Below are 20,790 nucleotides of genomic sequence, written 5' to 3'. Positions count from 1 at the left end.
CGCCGATCACCCAATCAACCGCATTGATGATCTGCTGCCTTGGAACGTCGCGGGCGAACTGCCTTCCTTCGCCGTCCCCGCCTGACTTCCACTTCGCCGTCAACCACGGTGCTCAACTAACGCTTACGTTAGGCATAGGAGTACCGGTCAGCAGGTAGACCGCCCTCGGGCCATCCGCCTGGGTCGGTTTGCCGTCGGTTACCCCTGTCAGCTTCAATACCTGAGAGGTCCGCTGACTGGAATTTTTAATGAAGTGCGCCTCATCGACAATGATGCCAGCCCAGTTGATCGAGCGTAGCATACCGGCATTTTTAGCAAGAATGTCGTAATTGACGACGACCCAGCGTGGCGTGGCTTCACTATGTCCGTTGACGCCAAGGACTTCGACCGCGGCCGAGGGATCGACGAGCCTGATTTCACGTTTCCAGTTCAGCTTGAGTGAAGCAGGGCAAATGACCAGAATCATTCCCCGCGGAGAGGCTTCATTAATCGCCACAATGGCCTGGCGGGTTTTGCCAAGCCCCATATCGTCAGCAAGGATTGCTCTGCCGTGCTGCTTAAGAAACTCGATGCCACTGACTTGGTGGGGATATAGTCCAGACGTCGCTACGCTCATCACTGTTCTCCTGTTTAGCAGCTTTGCCACGGTGGCGGGGGCTGCAATCCGGATCAAATCCCCCCAGCCCTTTGGCGGGCCAGACCAGAATGCTCAATGCGACACATGCAGTTACGGCACTGTTATGCTCCTGTCTCAGCGCCTGTCTTTACCAGTGCGGAACCTTGTGTCCGGTTGCCTTCATTCCGGCCTGGCTCAGAACTGCAAAGTCCTGTCGGGGAACGTAAACTTTCCTCAGGATGCTAGGCTGCTTCAGGGACCACGCAACAGAACGATGCAGATCAGCCTCCATTCCGGTGTGGTCTGACAGGACGACTCGATAACTGGTTTGGCTGCATGTAACAGGGCAATGCCGGTATTCACGTACACGCGCCTGCGCACACCTTATAGCAGAGCAGATAAGTAATCCGCTCCGGATGCCGGCTGAGTTTGGGAGCAAGTAACGCAGCCCATCGACCGGCCTGATGGCCCGATGACCGTTTACATCAGGAAACTGAGCGGAAGTACTTGAAGAGACAAACAAAAAACCCTCCTGTAGTGGAGGGCCGACGCGTTCCGTTTGGTTGCTCCACGATGGAGCCACATTTGCGATTTCGCAATCCACCTTGCCCGGTCCGGCAGGTTGGCATGGGCGTCGACCCAACTCAGAATGTACAAACAAATATAAACCCCGACTTATCAGGTCGTCAAGTCTGTTTCATGTGATTTACGCACGGTTTAAATATGGGGCTTTGCAAAGGAGAGGATCTAACTACGTTATTTCATAATGGTGTAACTCATAAACAAGTGGCATCCTCGATGACGGTTACCACTCAGCTTTTACGCAGTACAACAACATTATTTACCGGATGAATAATCAGCGATAGCCGATCCCCGAGAATCTGCCATGCTTCCTTCTTCTCCCGCATGTAATCATGATGCAGATAGTGGCGGCGCACTTTGCTTCCTGGCAGCACATGATTCTGGCAGCGGTCGATGATTTCCAGCGATACCCCCGAACCCTGCATCAGGGTCGCGCCGGTACGCCGCAGATCGTGGGGTGTCCATGCACCATTTCTTCCGTCGCTGAGCACCAGGGTATTATCATGCCGCCGGTTCTTCATCGGCTCTCGCGCCTTGCCGTCGCGCCCCTTCTTGAACATCGCCTGGCGATCGCCAATCTGTTTGCTCATTGACTTGACACAGACATGCCCTTCCTTGTTCCTGGCAGGAAAGCACCATTCAGAGTGACCAGTCAGGCTGTGCAACAGACGAAACTGGCTAAGCGCAAATGATGACAGGTACACCGTCAAATCGGCCAGATTTCCTTTCACGTTTTCCCGTGGAATAAACCATTCACCTGCGTCCAGACCGATATGCTCCCACCGCGCCATCGACAGCTCACCGACCCGGCAAAGTGTCGACAGCATGATCCAGATCGCGCACTGAACTGACTGTTCAAGAGGTTGCGCAGCGGTACGTTTGTCTGTCGCCGAGTCATATTGCGCCTTCATCCGCTTCAGCATGTCGCTGAGCTCGCGAATTTCCTCGCCGGAGAGAATGCGGTCGCGCTGATTGTTCAGGTCATAGTCCTGACTGACAATCTTTTCGATTTCGATCAGATCCATCGGATTGCCGTCTGCCAGCAATCTGCGCCATGGCTGGCGCTTCTCGGCCCAGGCAAACATCTGTGTCAGGTTGTTGCGCATGACTACCGCGGCGCGATTTACGCCGCGACTGACCATAACGCGCAGGACGGCGCGGAAGTCATGCTCGGAGACCTCCCTGACCGGCTTGCTGCCGACTCTGGGGAGTACGTCGGCATTGAATGAACGCCGTAGCTCTGCATTACCATCCTTGCGGCGCACGCCATCCTGCAGCCACACGTCGAACAGATCCTGCACTGTCAGATTTTCGATGCGGGCTGCCTCAGCCTGCTGAACCAGCTGCTTAGCCTGTGCCTGTCGTTGCTCCGCCTCGGCCTGCTGTGCCTTTTCAAGCCGGCACTGGTAATCAATGCCCTGCCGCGCCAGGGCGCGGATCATTGCCGCCTGTTCCCGGGCATCCTGCAGCGAATAAAAGCCTTCCCCGCCCGTATCACGATACTGTCTGGGCAGCCGGTACTGCCGCTCGGTACCATCGACCATGTAGCGGACCAGCCAGGTTTTGACGCCATCGGTCGCAACCCGCAGCTGAAGTCCGTCTCCGTCCATGAGCTTGTAGGCCTTCTCTTTCGGCCTTGCGCTCTCAATGGTGCGAACAGTGAGCTTTCCCATCCTGATCCTTTCCGTGTCCGGCGCGTGTCCGGAAAATCGCCGGCTCCCAGTGTACCGGGTTGGCCGACAGCGGACAACAGCATAGATTTAACTATCTGATTTTTCAGCGTATATCGGAATTTGGCGGATTTTCCCGGACGCTGCCGGACGGTGAAGTAATGAGATGGGGTGCAAGGGGTCGGATGTTCGAATCATCTCGCCCCGACCAAGAAATTCAAAGGGTTACAGATCACAAGTCTGTAGCCCTTTTTGTTTTTCGCACCGCTGCGAAGCAAACCGGCTAACGATGAAACACATGCTTTCACCCCGTGCGCTTCTTTCTCGTCTTCGGCGCTTCGCCTTCCTCACCGGGCATCGGCTCAAGAAGTGCATCAATATCGCCCGCGGTAAACGGTGCCGCGCCCGTGGCTGATTCCGACAGGATCGCGTCGGCCAGCGCGGCCTTGCGTTCCTGCATGGCGACGATCTTTTCCTCCACGCTACCCGCCGCAATCAGCTTGTAAACGAATACCGGCTTGTCCTGCCCGATGCGATGCGTGCGGTCGGTCGCCTGGGTTTCGGCCGCCGGGTTCCACCAAGGGTCATAATGAATCACGGTATCGGCCGCGGTGAGATTGAGCCCGACGCCGCCCGCTTTTAGGCTGATCAGGAAGACCGGCGCCTTGCCTTCCATGAATCGCTTGACGGGCGCGGCGCGGTCGGCCGTTTCGCCAGTCAGCATTTCGAATGCTATCCCGGCGTCGCCAAGCGAGGCCGCGATCAGGTCGAGCATGCTGGTGAACTGCGAAAACACCAGGATCCGCCGTCCTTCGTCGATGAGCGAGGGCAGCATTTCCATGAGCTGTTGAAGCTTGGCGGATTCCTTTACCCGGCCGGCGGTCGTTACGGGCAGCAGTCGCGGATCGCAGCATACCTGTCTCAGCTTGAGCAAGGCATCGAGGACCACGATGTGGCTGCGCGCGAGTCCCTTCGCCTGGATGGCGGCCCGCACTTTTTCCTGCATGGCGGTGCGGACCGTCTCGTACAGGTCTCGCTGTGCGCCGCTCAAATCGACGGTCTGGATGATTGTCGTCTTGGGAGGCAGGTCTTTCGCCACCTGGTCCTTGCGCCGTCTCAGCATGAATGGCCGCAAGCGGCGCGTAAGCAGGTCGCGCCGCGCCGTGTCGCCACCCTTTTCGATGGGCGTACGCCAGCGGCGGGTGAAGTCCTGCTGCGTTCCCAGGAAGCCCGGCAGCAGAAAATCAAATTGCGACCAAAGTTCCCCAAGGTGGTTTTCAAGCGGAGTGCCCGTCAGGCAAAGCCGATGCCGCGCACGCATCCGCCGCAGGACCGACGCAGCCTTGGTTGAGGCATTCTTTACATACTGCGCCTCGTCCAGCACGAGCAAGTGGTATTCCTGTGCCGAGAGGACGTCGGCGTCGCGCCACAGTAGCGGGTAGGTCGTCAGCACGAGGTCGGCCGCGCCGATGCGGTCGAAATGCTCGCGGCGCCGGGCGCCCTGCAATTCCAGCACGGACAGGGTCGACGCAAAGCGCCGTGCTTCGTCCTTCCAATTGTGCATCAGCGAGGTTGGCATGACCACCATCGCCGGGCGGTCGAGGCGCCCCGCTTCCTTCTCCGCCAGGATGTGGGCCAACGTCTGGATGGTCTTTCCGAGACCCATGTCGTCCGCCAGCACGCCGGCCAGATCGTTCTGGCGCAGGAACTGCATCCAGTTCAGCCCCTCCTGCTGGTAAGGACGCAAGGTCGCCTTAAGCGCGGGCGGCACCGGCACGGCGGCCGGGGCGACGCCCTGCGATAAGCGGCGCGCGATTTCGTGGGCGGAGGAATTGCCGTGGAACGTCCAGTGCCCCGTCTGCTCGAGCATCGACATGCGGCCCGCATCCCATGCGGAAATCTTCATGTCCGCGTTACCGAACGAATCAAAGAGATCGATCAGCACCCGCACGACCGGCTTCAGGCGCGACGCGCGCAAATGCAATCGCTCGTTGCGGTCCGTTTTCAGTTCGACGGTTTCGTCATCGGCGATCGCATCGAGTTCACCGCCCAGCCAGCGCGGATCGCGGCGGAACAATTGCGCCAGCAGGGGCTCGAGGCGCACGGTCCGGTCATGGACGGCGATGCCCATTTCAAGCTCGAACCATCCTTCCCCGGTGGGTCGCGCCTCGCCGGCAATGTCATCGATTTCAATGACGTTGAAGCGGAAATCCGCCGACATGTCGATCTTCCAGCCGAGCTCCCGCAATGCCGGAACCGTCTGTTTCATGAAGTCAGGCCAGTCTTCCACACTGCGCGGCGCCAGCATTCCTTCGGGGAAGGGCTTGGGGCCGTACACCGAATGTTTTGCGATCTTGCGCAGCCCGGCGCCGTGCAACTGGCTGAAGTATCGAAGTTCGAGTTCATGTTTGCGCTGGATCTGCACGATCTCGCCGCTGTCGAGCCGCGACAGGTTTGACGTTGACTGGGCGGCGAAGGGCTGTCCACCGTAGTCGAAGATCACGGTCGCGAAATCGAACATCTGCCGCGACTGGGGCGTCCAGGCTGCGGAATGCAACGGCAGGCTGTCAAGGACCAGGAGGGGAACGGGGTCGGCATCGATGATATGGAATGCGTCCACATTGCTGGCGGGCGGCAGCGGCAGCCCTGGCGCCACATCGCACAACACGCTGGCGACAGCCGCGGCCTCGTCGAGCGAAATGGGCGGCATCGACAAGAAGTCCGCAACCTGGCGGGCAGGCAGCGTCATCGACACCGGCCCTGCTTCCCCGCTCGCGGCGTCGAAGTACCAGAATGGCTCCGTGGTCGTGACGATCAACGAGGCCGCGGGATCGACCTGCAGCGCGGGGCGCATGCGTTCGTCGGCTTCGACATGCCATTCCGTGCGGCCTGTCCTTGCTCCGGCGGCATGCACCGGCGAAGGCTGGATGGGAAACATCGTCTGCCCCGACGGCAACACGAAGGCGCGCCCGGTCCCGAGGAGCCGTTCCAGAATTTCCGAGCCGGTCTTGCCGAGCAGGCGATAGCCGGAAGTGGACTCCCGCGAACGGCCCAGCCACAAGCCTCGCAGGATAACGATGTCCTCGTCGCTGACGAACTTCGGCGGCTTGATCAATGCCTGCTCGACATTGTTCCACTCGCTGTCCAGCGAACGTATCGCGCCGCTCCCATCCAGTTTTCCCTTGAAAAAAACCACTTCCGTCTCGCCGGAGTAGGATCGCGTGACGACATAGGCCAGTGCCTGCGTTGCCTTCAGCTGCGCCTGTCTTTTTTCGCCGGCGGGCGGCGCCGATTGCCTGTTGCGAAAGCCTTCGAGCCAGGTCGCCAGTTCGCGGCGGATGCCAGGCGATGGCGCTACCAGGCGGTGATCTAGGGCGGCAGCGAGCAGCGCCGCTACATGCTTGCAATTGGTGCCGACGGGACAACTGCATTCGCTTTCGATCCATGCATCATGAAATGACACCTTCACCGCGTACGGGGACATCCTGGTGCCCTGGACGGCGCCGGCAAGCGTGCGGGCGTCCCTCCATTCCAGGTGCGTTACCGCATCCCGGTATCCACGCGCCTTCCCCACGGTGTGCAGGCCCAGCCAGTAGAGGATGTCGTCATGATTGTATGAAACGGTCATGGTCAACCTTGGAACGGGCCAAGGGAAAATGAGAATGACGCCATTTTACCTTCAGGGGTGGCGCTGGCTTGGCGGAGTGTGTCGATACCGATTTACAGGACCTGCGGGACTGAGGCAGAAGGAAGAAAAGTCTTAGAACTCATTCCATCAATGAAGGCATGCAGGAAAGCCACAACTTCAGAGGATTACAGATCGCAAGTCTTTGCTGTTTATTGTTTTTACTTGGCAGTTAACTGGAATTGTTCTGAAGATAAGAACTCAAGTAAGACGTTCAATTTGCCAGCAGAACCAAATGCTCAGTTTGATCACTAAAGCCCGGTAATACATTCTCCTTGAGAATTCGATGATCAACATAAAAACACTTATAGCGACCTCCCTGCTCGCAACACAAATTCCAACACTTGCGGCAAACTTACACGGCAATACCATTCCGAAAGAATTGGAACGCCTGCTTCAACCAAGTGAAGCCCTCATCGAATTCCAAGTCGCGGACCTTGATGGCGACGGCCGATCTGATTATTTATTCGTTGTCGAAGATAGGACAAGTGGCGTAGACCTGCCTCTTGAATCCCATGCCCGCCTGCTCAAGATTGCGATTCGGTTACCCGACGGTGGATTGAAGGTGGTCAAGTCAAGTGACAAGGCCATCCTCTGCGCCAAATGCGGCGAAACTTCCGGAGATGATTTCGCGGGAATCAGCGCATCGACTAAAGAATTCGCGGTTCATCACCACGGCGGCTTTCTGTGGCGTTGCGGGAAGACATTTAAGTTCCGCTATTCCAGACTAGACAATACATGGCAGCTCGTATCGGTAAATACAGGGTCGCTCCGCTTGACAGACCCCGCAAAGCCATTCTCAGCCGAGTTGCGCCCTCCCGATGACTTCGGAAAAATTGATATCTCTAATTTTGATTCAACCAGCTTTGCTTGCAAAGCATCCGAATAACGATTTCTGTCACACTTATAAGTAGAGGAAAATTCGCCTATACGTTGTCGTATGGGCGAATAGTCTCTGCCATGCTATGGTGCCTTGATACGCGTTAAGGTCTTTAGATTAGTGAATGGAACTGCTGGACCCAAGGGTTCGCGGTATTCATGCGTTGATGTCTAGTTATATGCCTTTTCTTCGCCAATTCATTTTCTTTCCACTCTCTGCTTCGCTGCTCCCAAAACCTCAGACATCCAAGGTGCGCAGACCAACACTTCCAAGGGATGTTCAGGGTTAAGCAGGTCGGGATGCAAATATTCAGCGTTCGAATATTTTTTATCTATGCAGAACTTCTGCCGCCAGAACTCTAAGACAGTAACAAATTCAATATCACTTACTTGTTGAGGCATGTCGAATTCATTATTCCAGCGGTAGATTGAGTAACTCTCCGCATCAGACCAAAAATACGGAAAAGCCGTGGAGATGCCCATGAAATAGGGCGTGGCCGATCTTGTTAAATATGCGACTAGAGGAGGAGCCATCCCAACGATACCTTCCGGAATGACTAAACCACTCGGGATGGGCAGCTGCTTTCGTTGATAGTCACGCATTTTATCAAGCTTACCAAACGGCTTTGCTCCCCTTTTTCCTCCCAGCAGAATCGCCTCCTTGGCCATGTATTCCGGTAATTGGGTATTGATTGGGGCAGGCACAAAGATGATCCAGTCGCACCAACCATCGCCGTTCAGGTCTATACCCGTTGCCGGCACACCGACACTTTCAGTTCTTATAGTTTCTTTTGTTTTTGGCGCGGGACGACCAGCACCTCGGCATTTTGTCATAGGCTCAAGTCTTAAGTCAGATGATCGAATGGCCTCTGCAAAGCTAGATTTAACGAAAAGCACCGTCAACAAAATTAATTGAATAATCCTCATTGCATAGCTCTCAATTTATTTTGAGGGGTGTCACTTCAAGGCCGACATTATTCGTAAGATTATCGCTGCAACGCAGGCTTCGCCAATCTCCTCGCCCCTGAACGAGGCCGAGGAAATTTGCCACATATCGGCCGTTAATGTCGCATAGTGATCCAGTCTGGTTTGTACACTGGCGAGTGAGCACGCTTTCATCAGGGTGAAAGGCGAGAGACCGAGGTAATTGATTTGCACCTGGACGATAAACTCCTCCATTGTGTAAGCGTGCTATGCGAGCCGCCAGATTTTCTTCGATGGCTCGTTGTCTTGACTTCCATTCGCTTGAAAACGGCCGTTCATCGTTTCGGAACTGACTTTGGAGCTCCAGTATATTTTCAATGGTACGAAGGTTTGCCATCAGAAATAATTTCGAAATGAAACTATATTCATCGGTGCTTTTAAACTTTGCCAAAAGCCAATTTCTCAATACTTCATCAGTAAAAATGGCCTGGGTCATAAAAGCATTTCGACCCTCGCCAATAGTGATTGCACCAGCAGGGTGGAAGCTCAACATATCGATGAATTCTTGTTCGCCGAATCCAGTTTGATCTTGAAATGAATGGCGCTCCGCCATCGTCAAACCTGCCCAAGCTGCTTCTCGCTGAACCGAGGTCAATTCAGTACCGAATCGCGCTCGATATGTCTCGAAAAATCCCCTCGACCTTCCGACTGCCCCACTTCTTCTCAAAGCAGCTTGTATTCGGCTTGCTACGTCACCGGTAATACCCAATTGACGCATTGATGCCGGCGGTACGTCAGCATTGTTGATTACGAGACTTTGCAACGCTCGCAAGAACGTTTCGCCAACAAATTGAGTTCGACCATATGATGCATGGTAGGTGTGTCCATTGATGACTACCGCCATCCCGGGGCACCCATTTGCCGAGCAATCTTTTTCAACTGCTGGAGGCGCAGGAGATTCATTTAGCTCAGCGGCAGCCTCGTACTTTGCAATACGTCTTCTTTCTTCGACACTTTGGAATGGTAATGTGAACTGGCTGGCGGGATTGCAATTGAGAATTCTTTGTTTGCTCGTCGCGCTATAGTTCGTCATCATGACGTTGATATCTGGGTCTCCAAATCCAAATTGGATAGGCGGCAGTATTCCAACTGCACAATTTGGCGCCTCATTCGAATCCGCGTATCCGAGTCGTGACAATATGGCTCTTGCTTGCTCGTCATTGAAGTTATTGATGTTGAACTCACTAATCGAAATCAAATTCTTCCCGTAGAACTGCTTGAGTAACTGCACCGGATCTCCAACAAAGCTTTCTTCGTTCTTGTTCCATCCAAAGGCATCGCCTTTGCGCGTTGAATAATCAAGCTTCCCCTTGACGAAGTTACCTGTGGGATCAAACAGTAAGTTTTCCTTTGCCCCGCCTTGAATGTCGCTAATGACAAACGCCCACCGTGCTTTGGTAAAACCTTGAGATACCCCGATTGGTGAAATACCATTCGCTTGGGCCGTGATTGCAAAATATGAGACCTTGGCCCAGCCATCCGGATCGAAGGCATTGAGCATGTCGCCTCCGGCATACGCATACAAATCGGTGCCGCCGCCGTCCAGCCCCGCCGGATCGGGGCTGATGAACCGCCCCGCTTGCGGATCGTAGTAGCGCGCCAGGTTGTAATTCAAGCCGGTCTCAGGGTCGGCGTACTGGTTCACCAACCGCAAAGGCTGCTCGATAGGTGCATTCGGTTCCGCATCGATGATGAGCTTGCCGTTCCCGTCCACTCCAGCCCGCCATAACAGCTTTGCTTCCTCGTCGGTCGCGGCGGTCACCGCGCCTCGATGATCGCTGTGCAGGTAGATGATGCGTGGCCCCAGGAAAAACTGCCGCAGTCGTTGCACGAAAGTGCGTGCCGGTTCCATCCATGCCACCGGCCGCCAGCCGAGGTAAATGAACTGCTTCGTCACCAGACCGTTCGCATCGGTTTCGGCAATCAGCTGGCGGCCGTCATAGATGAATCGCCTTCCTGCGGCAGGATCGTCCGGCAACGCCTTGGCGATCCTTCGGCCTTGGGCGTCATAGCGATAGATGGCCTTGTCCTTGCCTGCCTGCCGTACCCGCTCAAGCTGGCCGGCAGCGTTCCAGACGAGTTCGAGCCGGCCCGGTTCAGCCTCTCCGCTGACTGGATGGGTCAAGTAGCGGCCTGCAGCGTCCACCGGTCTTTCCGCATCCGGTGACCATGGCGCCGGGATGGCGGGAAAAGGCGTCGAACCAGGCATTCCCGATTCCTGCATCGAAGGGTTGGCCACTGCTGCGGAAACGTGCGCGCCCTTGGCCAGCGCCGGATCGACAGGCTGCTGCACGATTCTGTCGATGCGTCCATCTTCATCGGTCGAGATACCGTAGGCATGCACGCCATCATGATAGGCGTGCAGGCGCCAGGGCCAGCGTTGATTGCCTGTCGGTTCGACGGCCGCACGGACACGGAGTCCATTGCCGTATTGCCAGCCAGTTGCCACCGCTGGCATCCACTGCAAGTTCCTGACCACGACGCGCGTGCCGATCCAGCCGGAGCCGACGTCGATGGCATCCAGCCTGTCGCTGAGGCCCGGGCTGGTGGCATGACGCATGTGTACCGCAGGCAGGTCGATCGTCTCGCCGTCCGGCGCAAGCTGGGTCAGCCAGGTCTTGCCAAGGCGGCCCGTCTCGTCATAGTCATGGTTGACAGCGACGGATTGCCCGCCGAGCTGCTGCATTTCCTGCGTTACCTGGCCGAAGGCGTTGTATCGCATGCGGATGGCGCTGTCCGGCGAGCCCTGGCCGCTGCCGGGGAACTTTTCCTGGGCGACCAGCCATTGTCCGAGATGACGGAAGACGATGCGCTCGCTCAGCCTTCCCTGGGCATCGCTGCGGACGAGGCTGGCGAGCCTGCCTTGCGTGTCGTAGCCCAGCTGTGTGACTGCGCCGGTCGGATCGATGATGGATGCAATACGCTGGCTCGCGCCGACATACCTGGCCCGGCTCATATCCTGGCGGCCGTAGCGGACGCCTACCAGCCGTCCGAAGTCGTCCAGCCATCGCCTTGCCGACAGCCGGGAATGCGCGTCGTCCGGAAGCGTGATGCCGATGGGCTGGTTCTCGAGCATGCTACCTGGTTCGCCGAACTGCATCCGGTAGCCGGCTGCGCGCGCTGGCGATGGATTGGCGTCCTTGCTTTCATCATTCGCCACGTCGCTCCTATCCGCCGGATCGGGAGCGAGCGTTGCGAAGCTGACCGTCGGCAGCGCTATTGCGCTCAGGATGTCGGCGGCGTCATATTGCGCCGCGAGCTTGCGGACGAGCGCCTGCGGGGGCGCCGCCACATCGTCATTCGCTGGGGTCGAAGCGTCATCCGCGAGCCAGGCGCGTTGGGTAAGTTCCTGCACCTTGCCGCTCAGGGTGTAGGCGAGGTCGGTCCGGATGGTGCGCGCCTCGTCCTGCATGGTGACGACGGCGGGCCGGCCGGCAGCGTCGCGCCTGGACACCGTGATGCGCTGCCCGCCGGGCCGTAGGATGCGCAATGGATGTTTCCCCTGCGCGTCATACGCGATCGAGGTGACCTCGGCATCGCTGGCATGCATGTCCGCAGAGTCCGCAGACACGGCGATCCCGGCGAGGAGGCTCTTGCCGTTGATCGTGTCATAGCGATAAGCAGTGACACGGGTGATCGGCGTAGCCTGTTCCCGTCCCGCCTCGTCGAGCGGACTGAAGCCGCTTTCTCGCACCGACACGGCTTGTCCGAAGCGGTTGTATTCCAGCCTGACCTGAAACTCGCGGCCCGGCACCACGCTGGGCCGCACGATCGATGCGGGAAGAACCCCGCTTCCCTCGTACGCATACCGTATCCGCCAGCGCGGCGCCACCGCCTTTCCGTTGCGATACTCCACGTCGCTGATCTTGACGATCCGGCCAAGCACATCGCGCTCGATGCGGCGGGACGTGGCCGGTCTGCCGCGTGCGTCGAGCCGGGTGGTGTCGGTCAGCCTGCCGATGCGGTCATAGCCGTAGCGCACGTTCGCATCGCCGCAACTGTCGCAGCCGGTGCCGGTGACTTCCAGCAGGCGGTATTCGCCGCCAATGACCCGGTGCCGGTATGTCGTCTGCCGTCCGAGCCGGTCGGTCAGGACCGTCTTGCCATCCGCGCCGCCCGGGAAGCTGGGCGAGACAAAGGCGAGCGTTATCTTTCCCGCGTCATGCTCATGCGTCGACATGACTGCATGGCCTGCCTTGTCGTAGGCCCAGGTGCTCAGCCGGCGATCGACGAGCTTGCCGTCGCTGCCGCTGCCAATGATGCCGATGCCGGTGAGATACGCGTGGCGTCCGGCCGCCGCGTCTTCGTAGTGATAGCTGCGTGACAAAGTGCTGACGGTAATCCCGTGAGCCGCATAGGGATGCGGCTTGCGGTCGCCGTCGTAATGCGTCGGGTAGGAGACCTTGACCAGGTTGGCGACCCGCAGTGCGGCCGCCTGGCGGTGGTCGGCGGCATGATCTTTCCTGATCGCCTCCGGCACCTCGCTGCCATGCTCGTAGCGGAATTGCCCGAGCGGACTGTCGATGGCGATGATGCCGGCAAACCCGCCTTGCCTGCGCGCCTGCCCCGGTTCGGGGTAGCGCATGCGCAGTTCCCTGCCCTGCGGGTCGGTGACCTTGAGCAATTCTCCCCTGGGGCCGCGCGTGAGCGTCACAAAGGCGCCGCTCGGCGACACGATCTGCTCCAGCTTGCCACGGGTATTGAAAAGCAGCTTGCGGCCATCCGGCCATTCCCATGTGTATTCCTCGCCCCGTGCGGACCTGCGGGCGAGTACCCGCCCATGCGCCGGATCAGGACTGGCGCACCATGATGGATGCGCGGGGTCTCGCGCGAAGATGCGCCGCGCGCCGTCCGCCTGCAGGATCTGGATGCTGTTGCCGACGACATGGAGATCGGTTTCATACGACAGCCGCCATCCGGCACCGATCTGGCCGACCACCATGGATGCGCTGCTGTTGTAGTGGCGCACGATTTCGAGTCCAAGTTCGCCCGGCAAGGCGGGAAGGTCGACTTCGCGCTGGGTCTTGTTGCCATTGATGACGTTGATGGGATTGCCGGCGCCGACCTGCACGCCCGTGTCACTGCCCTGGGCCGCGGGACCGACCGACCCGCAGGTGCTGCCCGCCGCATGCGGACCGCACGCCGCCAGCCCCGGAGCGCCTTCAAGCTGGAAAGCGGCGCGCGCGCAGTCGGCGGGCGCAAGCACGACGAGCAGGAGCGCCATCGCCATGCGGATGGCAGCGAACAGCATGTGCAAGCCGGAGAGGCCGATGAAGTTTTTCAGGGTGCGGCGAAACATGTAGCGGTGCGTCTGGTGCGAGGTCAATCAGGTCATCCTGCAGAGGTGCATAGTTGCGTGCATTTCGTGTCGCCAGGCGGACAGCCGTATAGTGGGTCACGATTGCCGCCATTCGTGCCCGAACCACCTGACTCGTTGCCGCCAGGTGCATTGGGATCGAAGATCACGGTGCAGCCGATGGTCAGGCACTTCGGCGGCGCAACCGGTAGCGTGTTCGAGGTCGGTTGATGAAGCTGGTCGGCGTCATCGGCGCCAGGAACAATCACCGGCTTGTCTGGCTCGATCGCATCCGATTGCATGTGCAGGGCAACGTGGGTCACGACGGGAATGCGACGGTCCTCATACAATCCGCTGAGGAAGGGATCGCTGCCGTCGTCCGCCCAGCGCAGCATGAATTGCAAGGCGGTGGACACGAACGGCACCTTCAGCCGGTAGCCATGCGTGATCCGCAGCTTGATGAGGTTGGCATCCTGGATGTTCTGCCCGGACCGCGGGCCGATGGCCGCGGGGTCCTTCAGGGCCTGCCAGTTGTAGGGAATGACGCGCCTTCCCTTGCCGAGGGTGTCCTGCAGTACCGGGTCGTTCCAGTCATCGAAGCTCCCCTGGACCGGATTGAGCAATTCGATCTTGAGGCTGCGATCTGCGAGGTCGGCCCGTACCTTCGCCAGGCTTTCCTGCAATTGCGCGTCGTCGGTGCCGCCGCCGTACAAGGGAACGAGCGCCCGCTGATACGACTCGAGCACCCGGTCGAGGCTGGCGTTTTCGACGCTGCCGGTCCGCGCGGCCATGAAGGCGGCATGGTTGATCTGGTTCTTCGCGACGAAGAGCAAGGCATATTGCAGGATGGCGAGTCCGAGGATGGTCAGTACCGGGCCGATGGAAATGAACTCGACGAGCGCCGCGCCGTGTTCCCGGCTCATCCGACTGCTCTGGGAGACGAACGGCTTCCCATCGCCTGGCTCCGGATCGGGGTCGATCAATGGATGGGACAGCCTGTCGCCGGGCCGAATGTCCATCCGGGCAATCGCGCCCTGCTGCAGTTCCAGCGCATGGGTCGTGCGAGACCGCCGGCCTGGCGCGACGCTGAACCGCCATGGCTTGAGACCGGACACGCAGCCAAGGACCCGGCCTGCGAGGTCAAGATAAACAACGTCGATCGTTTGTTTCATGAAGCAGGCATGCACGCTGGCACAGCGCGTGATGAGCATGCCCTGCGCGGCGCCGAGGGGAGCGGCCAGCATGAGACCCCGCAAGCGGCGGGCGAAGGTGCCGGCGCTGCGCAGGTCGAGCGCATGCACGCCGGTGCGGGTATGCATCGCGGTCATGCGGGCAGCGGCGTCGCAGGCCTGGCCTGGGGTTGGGAAAGCATCGTTCATGGTGCTGTATCGTTCCGGGCAGAGACTAAAACCCCGAGTGCAGGAATTTCATGACGATGGGGAAGAAGAGCACGACGAAGGTGCAGGGAAAGATGAATGCAATCAGCGGCAACAGCATCTTCACCGGCGCTTCCATGGCCAGTTTTTCGGCCCGCATGAAGCGTTCCGCACGCCGCTGGTCTGCCTGGGCGCGCAGCACCGGCCCGAGGTTCATGCCCATGCGTTCCGCCTGGATGACGGCGCTGACGAAGTTCCTGACGCCGGCTTCATTCAGGCGGTCCGCCATCTCCCGCAGCGCATCGGCGCGAGCGCGTCCAGCGCGGATGTCGCGCTGCACGCGCTGGAATTCCGCGCGCAGCATCCCCGGCGGTCCCTTGGCAACCGCTTGCTGCATGGCGCCCTGCATGTTGAGTCCCGCTTCCACGCAGAGGGTGATGATGTCGAGGTAGAAGGGTAATGATTTCAGTACGTCCCGCCGGCGCACTGCCAGGCGGTCCCGCAGCCAGAGTCCGGGATAGGCCCAGCCGCACAGGAAGCCCGGCAATGCCGCCTTGAGGCAGTTTGCCAGGCCGGCGCCTTCTCCCAAGTTCCTGGCTTGGGAGAGGGAGGCGGCAATCCACCACGCGATTGCCGCCACGGCCATGCCGCTGACCAGGCGTGCCGCGACGAACTGCGCGGGATCCAGGCTGTAGTCCAGTCCCGCCTGGCACAGGCGGGCGCGCATGGCGGCGATGCGCGGCGCAACCGGCCTGCTTTCCAGCATCGGCACGATGGCGTGGCTCAGGCAACGAATCGGCCACCACGCAAGGCGAAAGCCAAGCGGTGGCGGATCCTTGTATGAGCGGTCTTCCCGCGGCATGCTTGACAGTCCTTTGCCTAGCAGCCATGCGGCGAGCGCGGCGGCAATGCCGGCGCAGGCCGCGGCCAGTGCCAGGATCAGCGATATGCGGGAGGGTAAGGCGTCGATCACGTTCTGCATGATGCTGTCTCAGACGTCGATGGCGACAATCTTGCGGATGACATGGATGCCGGCGACTTCCAGCAGCGCGATCACAGCCAGCGTCGCCCATCCCACCCGGGTATGCCAAAGATGGCTCATCGCTTCCGGTTCCATCTTGTCGAGCGCCGCCATCAATCCCAGCGGCAACATCCCGACCACCCATGCCTGCAGCTTGCCCTGGGCGGTCAGGGCGCGGATTTTCGCTTCCATCTGCAAACGGCCGCGGAGAGACTGGGAGGTGCGTTCCAGCGTCTCGGCGAGACCGCCGCCGGTTTCCACCGCGATGCGCATGGCGGACACGACGAGAGCCGTGCTTTCGGTGGACATGCGCCGGGACAGGTTTGCGAGCGATTGCTCGATCGTGACGCCAAGGCGCTGTTCGCGCAGCAGCAGGGAAAATTCCTGCCGCAGGGGCACTGACGCCTCGGCGACGAGCTGGGCCAGCGCGGCATTCAGGCCGACGCCCGCGCGCATGCTGCCGGCGAGCATGAGCAAGGCATCGGGCAGCTGCTCGTCGAAGCGCAGCCGGCGGCGATGCCGCATCCGGGCGTAGAGCAGGCGCGGCAGCAATGCCAGCATGCAGACCGCGGCCATGGCCGCCACCCCGCTGCCCGTCGCGGTCCAGGCAGCGATGCCGCCGAGCGCCATGATGCAGAGATTCGTGATGAACAGCGCGCGTGGATCGATGAACAGGAAGAATTCCCGCACCTGGAAGCTTGCGCGTTCGGTGAAGGCGTCGCGGTACCTCGCCATCGCAGCCGTGCCGGACGTGGCGGCAAGCCAGGCAAGCATGCCCACCGAGACGAAGGCCGCGATGCTGGCGGCCAGCAACAGGAAGGATGCGTTCATCCGCGCTCCCCGAAGCCTGCATGGCGGCCTTCCATGTCGGCGGGGGAAACTCGTTCCCCCGGATCGACGCGCGCTGGAGGCGGCTTGAACATGTCCAGATCCAGCGGATAGCCTGCTGCGCGCAGGTCTTCGTAAAAACCGGGGACCATGTCGCAGCCGGTAAAGTCGCCATCGATCTTGCCGTCCGGGCCGACGTATCCCCGGCTGGCGAAACGAAAGAGCTCCTGCAACTGTATCTTGCCGCTCTCCATGCCGGTGATTTCGGTGATGCTGGTGACAATGCGGGTGCCGCAGGCAAAGCGCGTCTGCTGCACGATGAGGTCGACTGCCGAGGCGATCTGTTCTCGTATCGCCGCCAGCGGGAGGTCCATGCCTGCCATCAGGACCAGGGTTTCGAGGCGCGCAAGCGCGTCTCGCGGCGTATTGGCATGCAGGGTCGTCAGCGAGCCTTCGTGGCCGGTGTTCATGGCCTGCAGCATGTCGAGGGCTTCGGCGCCCCGGCACTCGCCGACCACGATGCGGTCGGGACGCATCCGCAAGGTGTTTTTCACGAGGTCGCGGATGCTCACCGCTCCCTTGCCTTCGGCGTTGGCAGGACGCGATTCGAGGCTGACCAGGTGCGCATGATGCAGCCTGAGCTCGGCGGCGTCCTCGACGGTGATCACGCGCTCGCCGGCGGGAATGAAATTGGACAGGATGTTCAGGAGCGTGGTCTTGCCCGACCCGGTGCCCCCGGAAACGATGATGTTCTTGCGCGAGCGCACGCAGACGTCGAGGAAGGCCGCCATGTCGGGGCTCAGCGCGCCAAACCGGACCAGGTCGCCGGCGTCGAGCTTGCGTTTCGCGAACTTGCGGATGGTGAGGGCCGGTCCTTTCAAAGCCAGCGGCGGGATGATGGCATGTACCCGGGAACCGTCCTTGAGCCGCGCGTCGACCATGGGCGAGGCTTCATCGATGCGACGGCCGAGCGGCGCGACGATGCGCTCGATCACGCCGAGCACGACGCGGTCGCCGGTGAAACTCATCGGATGCTTCTGCAGGCGGCCGGCGCGTTCGACGTAGATCTCGTCATGCCGGTTGACCATGATTTCGGAAATGGCTTCGTCGTCGAGCAACTCTTCCAGCGGCCCGAGCCCGACGGCTTCGTCCAGCACCTGCTTGCGCAGGAGGTCCCTGTCGATGTCTTCGGGAATGCTGTCCTCGCTGCTCGCGATGATGTGCCGGACCAGGGCATCCGTCTCCGCGCGGAGCTTGTCATCGCTCATCGCGGACACATCCTGCCGCCGCAGGTCCATCGTCTCGAGCAACGTGGCATGGATGCGCCTGCGCCATTCCCTTTCCTGCTCCTGGCGCGTCGGATCGGGGACGATGACCATCGGAAAGCCAGCCTTGGTCGCTTCAGGCGTGCCGGCAACGGCACGCAAGACCCGCCGCTGTGCCACTTCCGCCGCGCGGTGCGACGCGCGGATTTCTTCCGTGGCGAGACGATTGCGGCAGGCCGCGGTATCGGAGCGGGAATCCGGGGAGGCGGCTTGCACCACGGCACGTCCCGTGCCGGCGGCTTCGCCGATCTGGGCGACCCTGAGCCGGTAGGGACCGATGCCGATGACGTCGCCATCCTGCAGCGGGCCATGATGCCCGTCGATGCGTCGTCCATTGACGGTGGTGCCGCCGAATCCGCCAGTGTCTTCCAGGACCACGCCGGCCGGCGACCGGGACAGCCGTGCATGTTCCTTCGATACCCGCCAGCCTTCCAGTCGAATCTCGTTGCCCGCCCCCCTGCCGATGACGCATTCGTCCGGAACCTGGACAAGGCGCGCCGGCCCGTCTACCAGGCTGATTTCCACCTGCAGCATGTTCTTCCCCTTGTTCGTTGTTCCGCGGTTTAGTCGTCGATCATGAGTTCGACGGGGTCGCTGACGGTGCTGGCGGCATCGTCCTTCTTGACCGGACCGGGGGCGTCGTCCGGCCCGGGTTGCAACGGATCGCTCAGGTAGGGAGGCCGTCCGAGGTCGCGCCGCAGGCGCTCGGCGGTGCGATCCACCCGCTCCGCCATGGCCGGCGTGTGGCTGTCGACCAGGGTTGGCGTCACGAACACGACCAGTTCGGTTTCCTTGTTCTGGAAGCGCTTGGACCGGAACAAGGCGCCGATCACGGGAAGGTCGCCAAGCAGGGGCACCTTGTCGATGTCCGTGCTGTTGTCCCGCTGAAGCAGGCCGGACAGGACGATGGTTTCGCCGCTGTGCACGTTGAATTCGGCATCGGTGCGCCGCGTGAGCAGCGCCGGCCCGCCCGGCGATGAAACGGAAGGATCGATGGCGCTGACTTCGGCGCCGATCCTGGCGCGGATGACGCCCGTGCTGTCCACCCGGGGCGAGACGTTGAGCTTGATGCCGTAAGACTTGAAGGCGACGGTCACGCCCGTGATGCTGGCCACGGTGTAGGGAATTTCGCCGCCCGCCACGAAGCTCGCCGTGGAACCGTTACGCGTCGACAGTTGGGGTTCGGCCAGGATGGTGGCGCGGCCATCTCGCGCCAGCAGGTTGAGCTGCGCCGTGAGGCCGAGATTGACAGCGGCCAGGGCATTCAGCCCGGAAGGCGCCGGCACGCCGGCGGCGCCCTGAACTTGCGAAGTGCCGACCGGCAGCGCACTGCCCGAGGGCGACGGGATGTTGAGCTGGAAGACGCCGTCGCCGCTGCGGAACGGGCTCCAGATGACGCCCGCGCCAGCGCCGCCGGCGGCGGCGTTCCACTTGAGGCCGATGTCCCGCAGCTCGGTGCGGGGGAACTCCACGACCTTCACGTCCATCATCACCATCTGCTCCCAGCCCAGCGGGTTGGTGAAGTTGACGATCTGCGGATAACGCTTGCCGAGCAGTTCGATCTTCGCCAGGTCGGCGTCGCTCAGCTTGTCGCCCTCGACGATGACCTTGTCGCCGACGATGGAAGCGCGGGCACGCGGAATCTTCGCCAGGAAGGCAGCGATGTCGCGGGCGATCCGGGTGATGTCGCCCTGCATGATGTTGACCTTGATCCGCTGATGCCGGCCATCCTCGTTCCAGACGAACAGCGTGGAGCTGCCGGCGCCATTGGCGAAGATGATGGTTTCCTTGCTGTCGAGCGCGGCGGCCGTCAGGATCTGGCCGTTTCCCACCGCGATGCGTGCCACGCCCGGCGTCGGAAAGACGCGCGACTCGCCGACAAACATGTCGATCTCGGGAACCTGCGGCTGATCGTCAGCCTTGCCTGGCGGCGCATCGTTTCGCGGCGCGGGGTTCCCGGCGTGCACGATCGCCGGCCTGCGGCGGTCCGGTTGGGCGGGACGCGCCTGGGCATGCGCAGTGTCTGTGTCAATGGCCGTCGCGCCTGAGGAAGGTGCGCCGAACCCGGCGAGGAATACTGCGCAGAGCCAGGTCACTAGCCGGCGTGCCATGGAGTCGAACCCGACGGCGGGAGGAAGCGCGGAAGCAAGGAAAGGCTTGTGGATCATGTCATTCTTCATTGAAGCGGAACGCCGTCGAATCGCGGGAGGAAAGCATTGGCAAAGGCTGGTTGAAAAGCGGGTAGTCATGTCGGCCGCTCACCCGCCATCGCGGGAGCCGGGCCAGGCCACCGTTGCTGGCACGAGATCAGGCACGCCTCGGGCAACGGCACCGTCCGCCTGTGTCGACGGCAGGGCGCCCGGCACGCCTGACGCGGCATTCGAAAGCGCGGACGCCGAAAACACGCCCTCCTCGCGGCGAAGCTGCAATCCCTCTGGCGGAAGCCTGCCGCCCGAACCACCGTACAGCACCGGCACATCGGCACGGCGCATCCTGTCGACAGGGCCGCGTTCGGCATCGGCCATGAC

Annotated in this window: 12 protein-coding genes and 1 riboswitch; of the genes, 1 reads left to right on the top strand and 11 read right to left on the bottom strand. The window is 60.8% G+C overall.

Annotation, left to right across the window (positions count from 1 at the left end):
• Positions 1–112: 112 nt before the first annotated feature.
• The 3 genes from G3574_RS15335 to G3574_RS15325 all read right to left on the bottom strand — a co-directional run bounded on the left by G3574_RS15335 (position 113) and on the right by G3574_RS15325 (position 6,496).
• Complete coding sequence (locus G3574_RS15335; RefSeq protein WP_163964766.1) at positions 113–616, bottom strand: SNF2-related protein; 504 nt, start codon at positions 614–616, stop codon at positions 113–115.
• Positions 617–1,165: 549 nt separating this feature from the next.
• Positions 1,166–1,274, bottom strand: a riboswitch (SAM-I-IV-variant riboswitch).
• A gap of 154 nt (positions 1,275–1,428) precedes the next feature.
• Positions 1,429–2,871, bottom strand: a complete 1,443-nt coding sequence (locus G3574_RS15330) for a tyrosine-type recombinase/integrase (protein ID WP_163964764.1) — start codon at positions 2,869–2,871, stop codon at positions 1,429–1,431.
• A gap of 301 nt (positions 2,872–3,172) precedes the next feature.
• Positions 3,173–6,496 carry a DEAD/DEAH box helicase gene (locus G3574_RS15325; protein ID WP_163964763.1) on the bottom strand — a complete coding sequence of 1,108 codons (3,324 nt, stop codon included), beginning with the start codon at positions 6,494–6,496 and terminating at the stop codon, positions 3,173–3,175.
• A gap of 343 nt (positions 6,497–6,839) precedes the next feature.
• Here G3574_RS15325 and G3574_RS15320 point away from each other — a divergent pair, with 343 nt between their 5' ends.
• Complete coding sequence (locus G3574_RS15320; RefSeq protein ID WP_163964761.1) at positions 6,840–7,442, top strand: DUF1349 domain-containing protein; 603 nt, start codon at positions 6,840–6,842, stop codon at positions 7,440–7,442.
• 188 nt (positions 7,443–7,630) lie between these two features.
• On the opposite strand, the gene G3574_RS15315 is transcribed toward G3574_RS15320, so the two are convergent.
• From G3574_RS15315 to G3574_RS15280, 8 genes are all read right to left on the bottom strand, one after another.
• Positions 7,631–8,359 carry a hypothetical protein gene (locus G3574_RS15315; RefSeq protein WP_163964760.1) on the bottom strand — a complete coding sequence of 243 codons (729 nt, stop codon included), beginning with the start codon at positions 8,357–8,359 and terminating at the stop codon, positions 7,631–7,633.
• A gap of 10 nt (positions 8,360–8,369) precedes the next feature.
• Entirely contained in the window at positions 8,370–13,742 is a 5,373-nt protein-coding gene (locus G3574_RS15310) for an RHS repeat-associated core domain-containing protein (protein ID WP_163964759.1), read from the bottom strand.
• Between the two features lie 5 nt (positions 13,743–13,747).
• Positions 13,748–15,091: a DUF192 domain-containing protein gene (locus G3574_RS15305; protein ID WP_163964757.1), complete on the bottom strand. Its 1,344-nt coding sequence runs from the start codon at positions 15,089–15,091 to the stop codon at positions 13,748–13,750.
• Between the two features lie 25 nt (positions 15,092–15,116).
• Positions 15,117–16,070: a type II secretion system F family protein gene (locus G3574_RS15300; protein WP_163964756.1), complete on the bottom strand. Its 954-nt coding sequence runs from the start codon at positions 16,068–16,070 to the stop codon at positions 15,117–15,119.
• 9 nt (positions 16,071–16,079) lie between these two features.
• The gene (locus G3574_RS15295) at positions 16,080–16,940 is read right to left on the bottom strand and encodes a type II secretion system F family protein (protein ID WP_163964753.1); all 861 of its coding nucleotides are present in this window, start codon (positions 16,938–16,940) and stop codon (positions 16,080–16,082) included.
• A complete protein-coding gene (locus G3574_RS15290; protein WP_163964751.1) occupies positions 16,937–18,796 on the bottom strand; it encodes an ATPase, T2SS/T4P/T4SS family in 1,860 nt (619 codons plus the stop codon). Before G3574_RS15290 ends, G3574_RS15295 begins: the two co-directional genes overlap by 4 nt.
• Positions 18,797–18,825: 29 nt before the next feature.
• Complete coding sequence (locus tag G3574_RS15285; protein WP_235953466.1) at positions 18,826–20,430, bottom strand: type II and III secretion system protein family protein; 1,605 nt, start codon at positions 20,428–20,430, stop codon at positions 18,826–18,828.
• A 90-nt stretch (positions 20,431–20,520) separates the two neighbouring features.
• The coding region (locus G3574_RS15280) for a hypothetical protein (protein ID WP_163964746.1) at positions 20,521–20,790 on the bottom strand (270 nt) is incomplete at its 5' end.

Origin of the sequence: Noviherbaspirillum galbum, assembly GCF_010974945.1 — a bacterium.
In the GTDB taxonomy this organism is placed as follows: Bacteria; Pseudomonadota; Gammaproteobacteria; order Burkholderiales; family Burkholderiaceae_D; genus Noviherbaspirillum; species Noviherbaspirillum galbum.
This window is presented reverse-complemented; position numbering and strand designations above follow the sequence as displayed.

Coding starts and splice junctions, on each gene's coding strand:
- G3574_RS15290 (WP_163964751.1), bottom strand. CDS start 18,796: ATGCTGCAGGTGGAAATCAGCCTGGTAGACGGGCCGGCGCGCCTTGTC.
- G3574_RS15285 (WP_235953466.1), bottom strand. CDS start 20,430: ATGATCCACAAGCCTTTCCTTGCTTCCGCGCTTCCTCCCGCCGTCGGG.
- G3574_RS15295 (WP_163964753.1), bottom strand. CDS start 16,940: ATGAACGCATCCTTCCTGTTGCTGGCCGCCAGCATCGCGGCCTTCGTC.
- G3574_RS15330 (WP_163964764.1), bottom strand. CDS start 2,871: ATGGGAAAGCTCACTGTTCGCACCATTGAGAGCGCAAGGCCGAAAGAG.
- G3574_RS15305 (WP_163964757.1), bottom strand. CDS start 15,091: ATGAACGATGCTTTCCCAACCCCAGGCCAGGCCTGCGACGCCGCTGCC.
- G3574_RS15315 (WP_163964760.1), bottom strand. CDS start 8,359: ATGAGGATTATTCAATTAATTTTGTTGACGGTGCTTTTCGTTAAATCT.
- G3574_RS15335 (WP_163964766.1), bottom strand. CDS start 616: ATGAGCGTAGCGACGTCTGGACTATATCCCCACCAAGTCAGTGGCATC.
- G3574_RS15320 (WP_163964761.1), top strand. CDS start 6,840: ATGATCAACATAAAAACACTTATAGCGACCTCCCTGCTCGCAACACAA.
- G3574_RS15325 (WP_163964763.1), bottom strand. CDS start 6,496: ATGACCGTTTCATACAATCATGACGACATCCTCTACTGGCTGGGCCTG.
- G3574_RS15300 (WP_163964756.1), bottom strand. CDS start 16,070: ATGCAGAACGTGATCGACGCCTTACCCTCCCGCATATCGCTGATCCTG.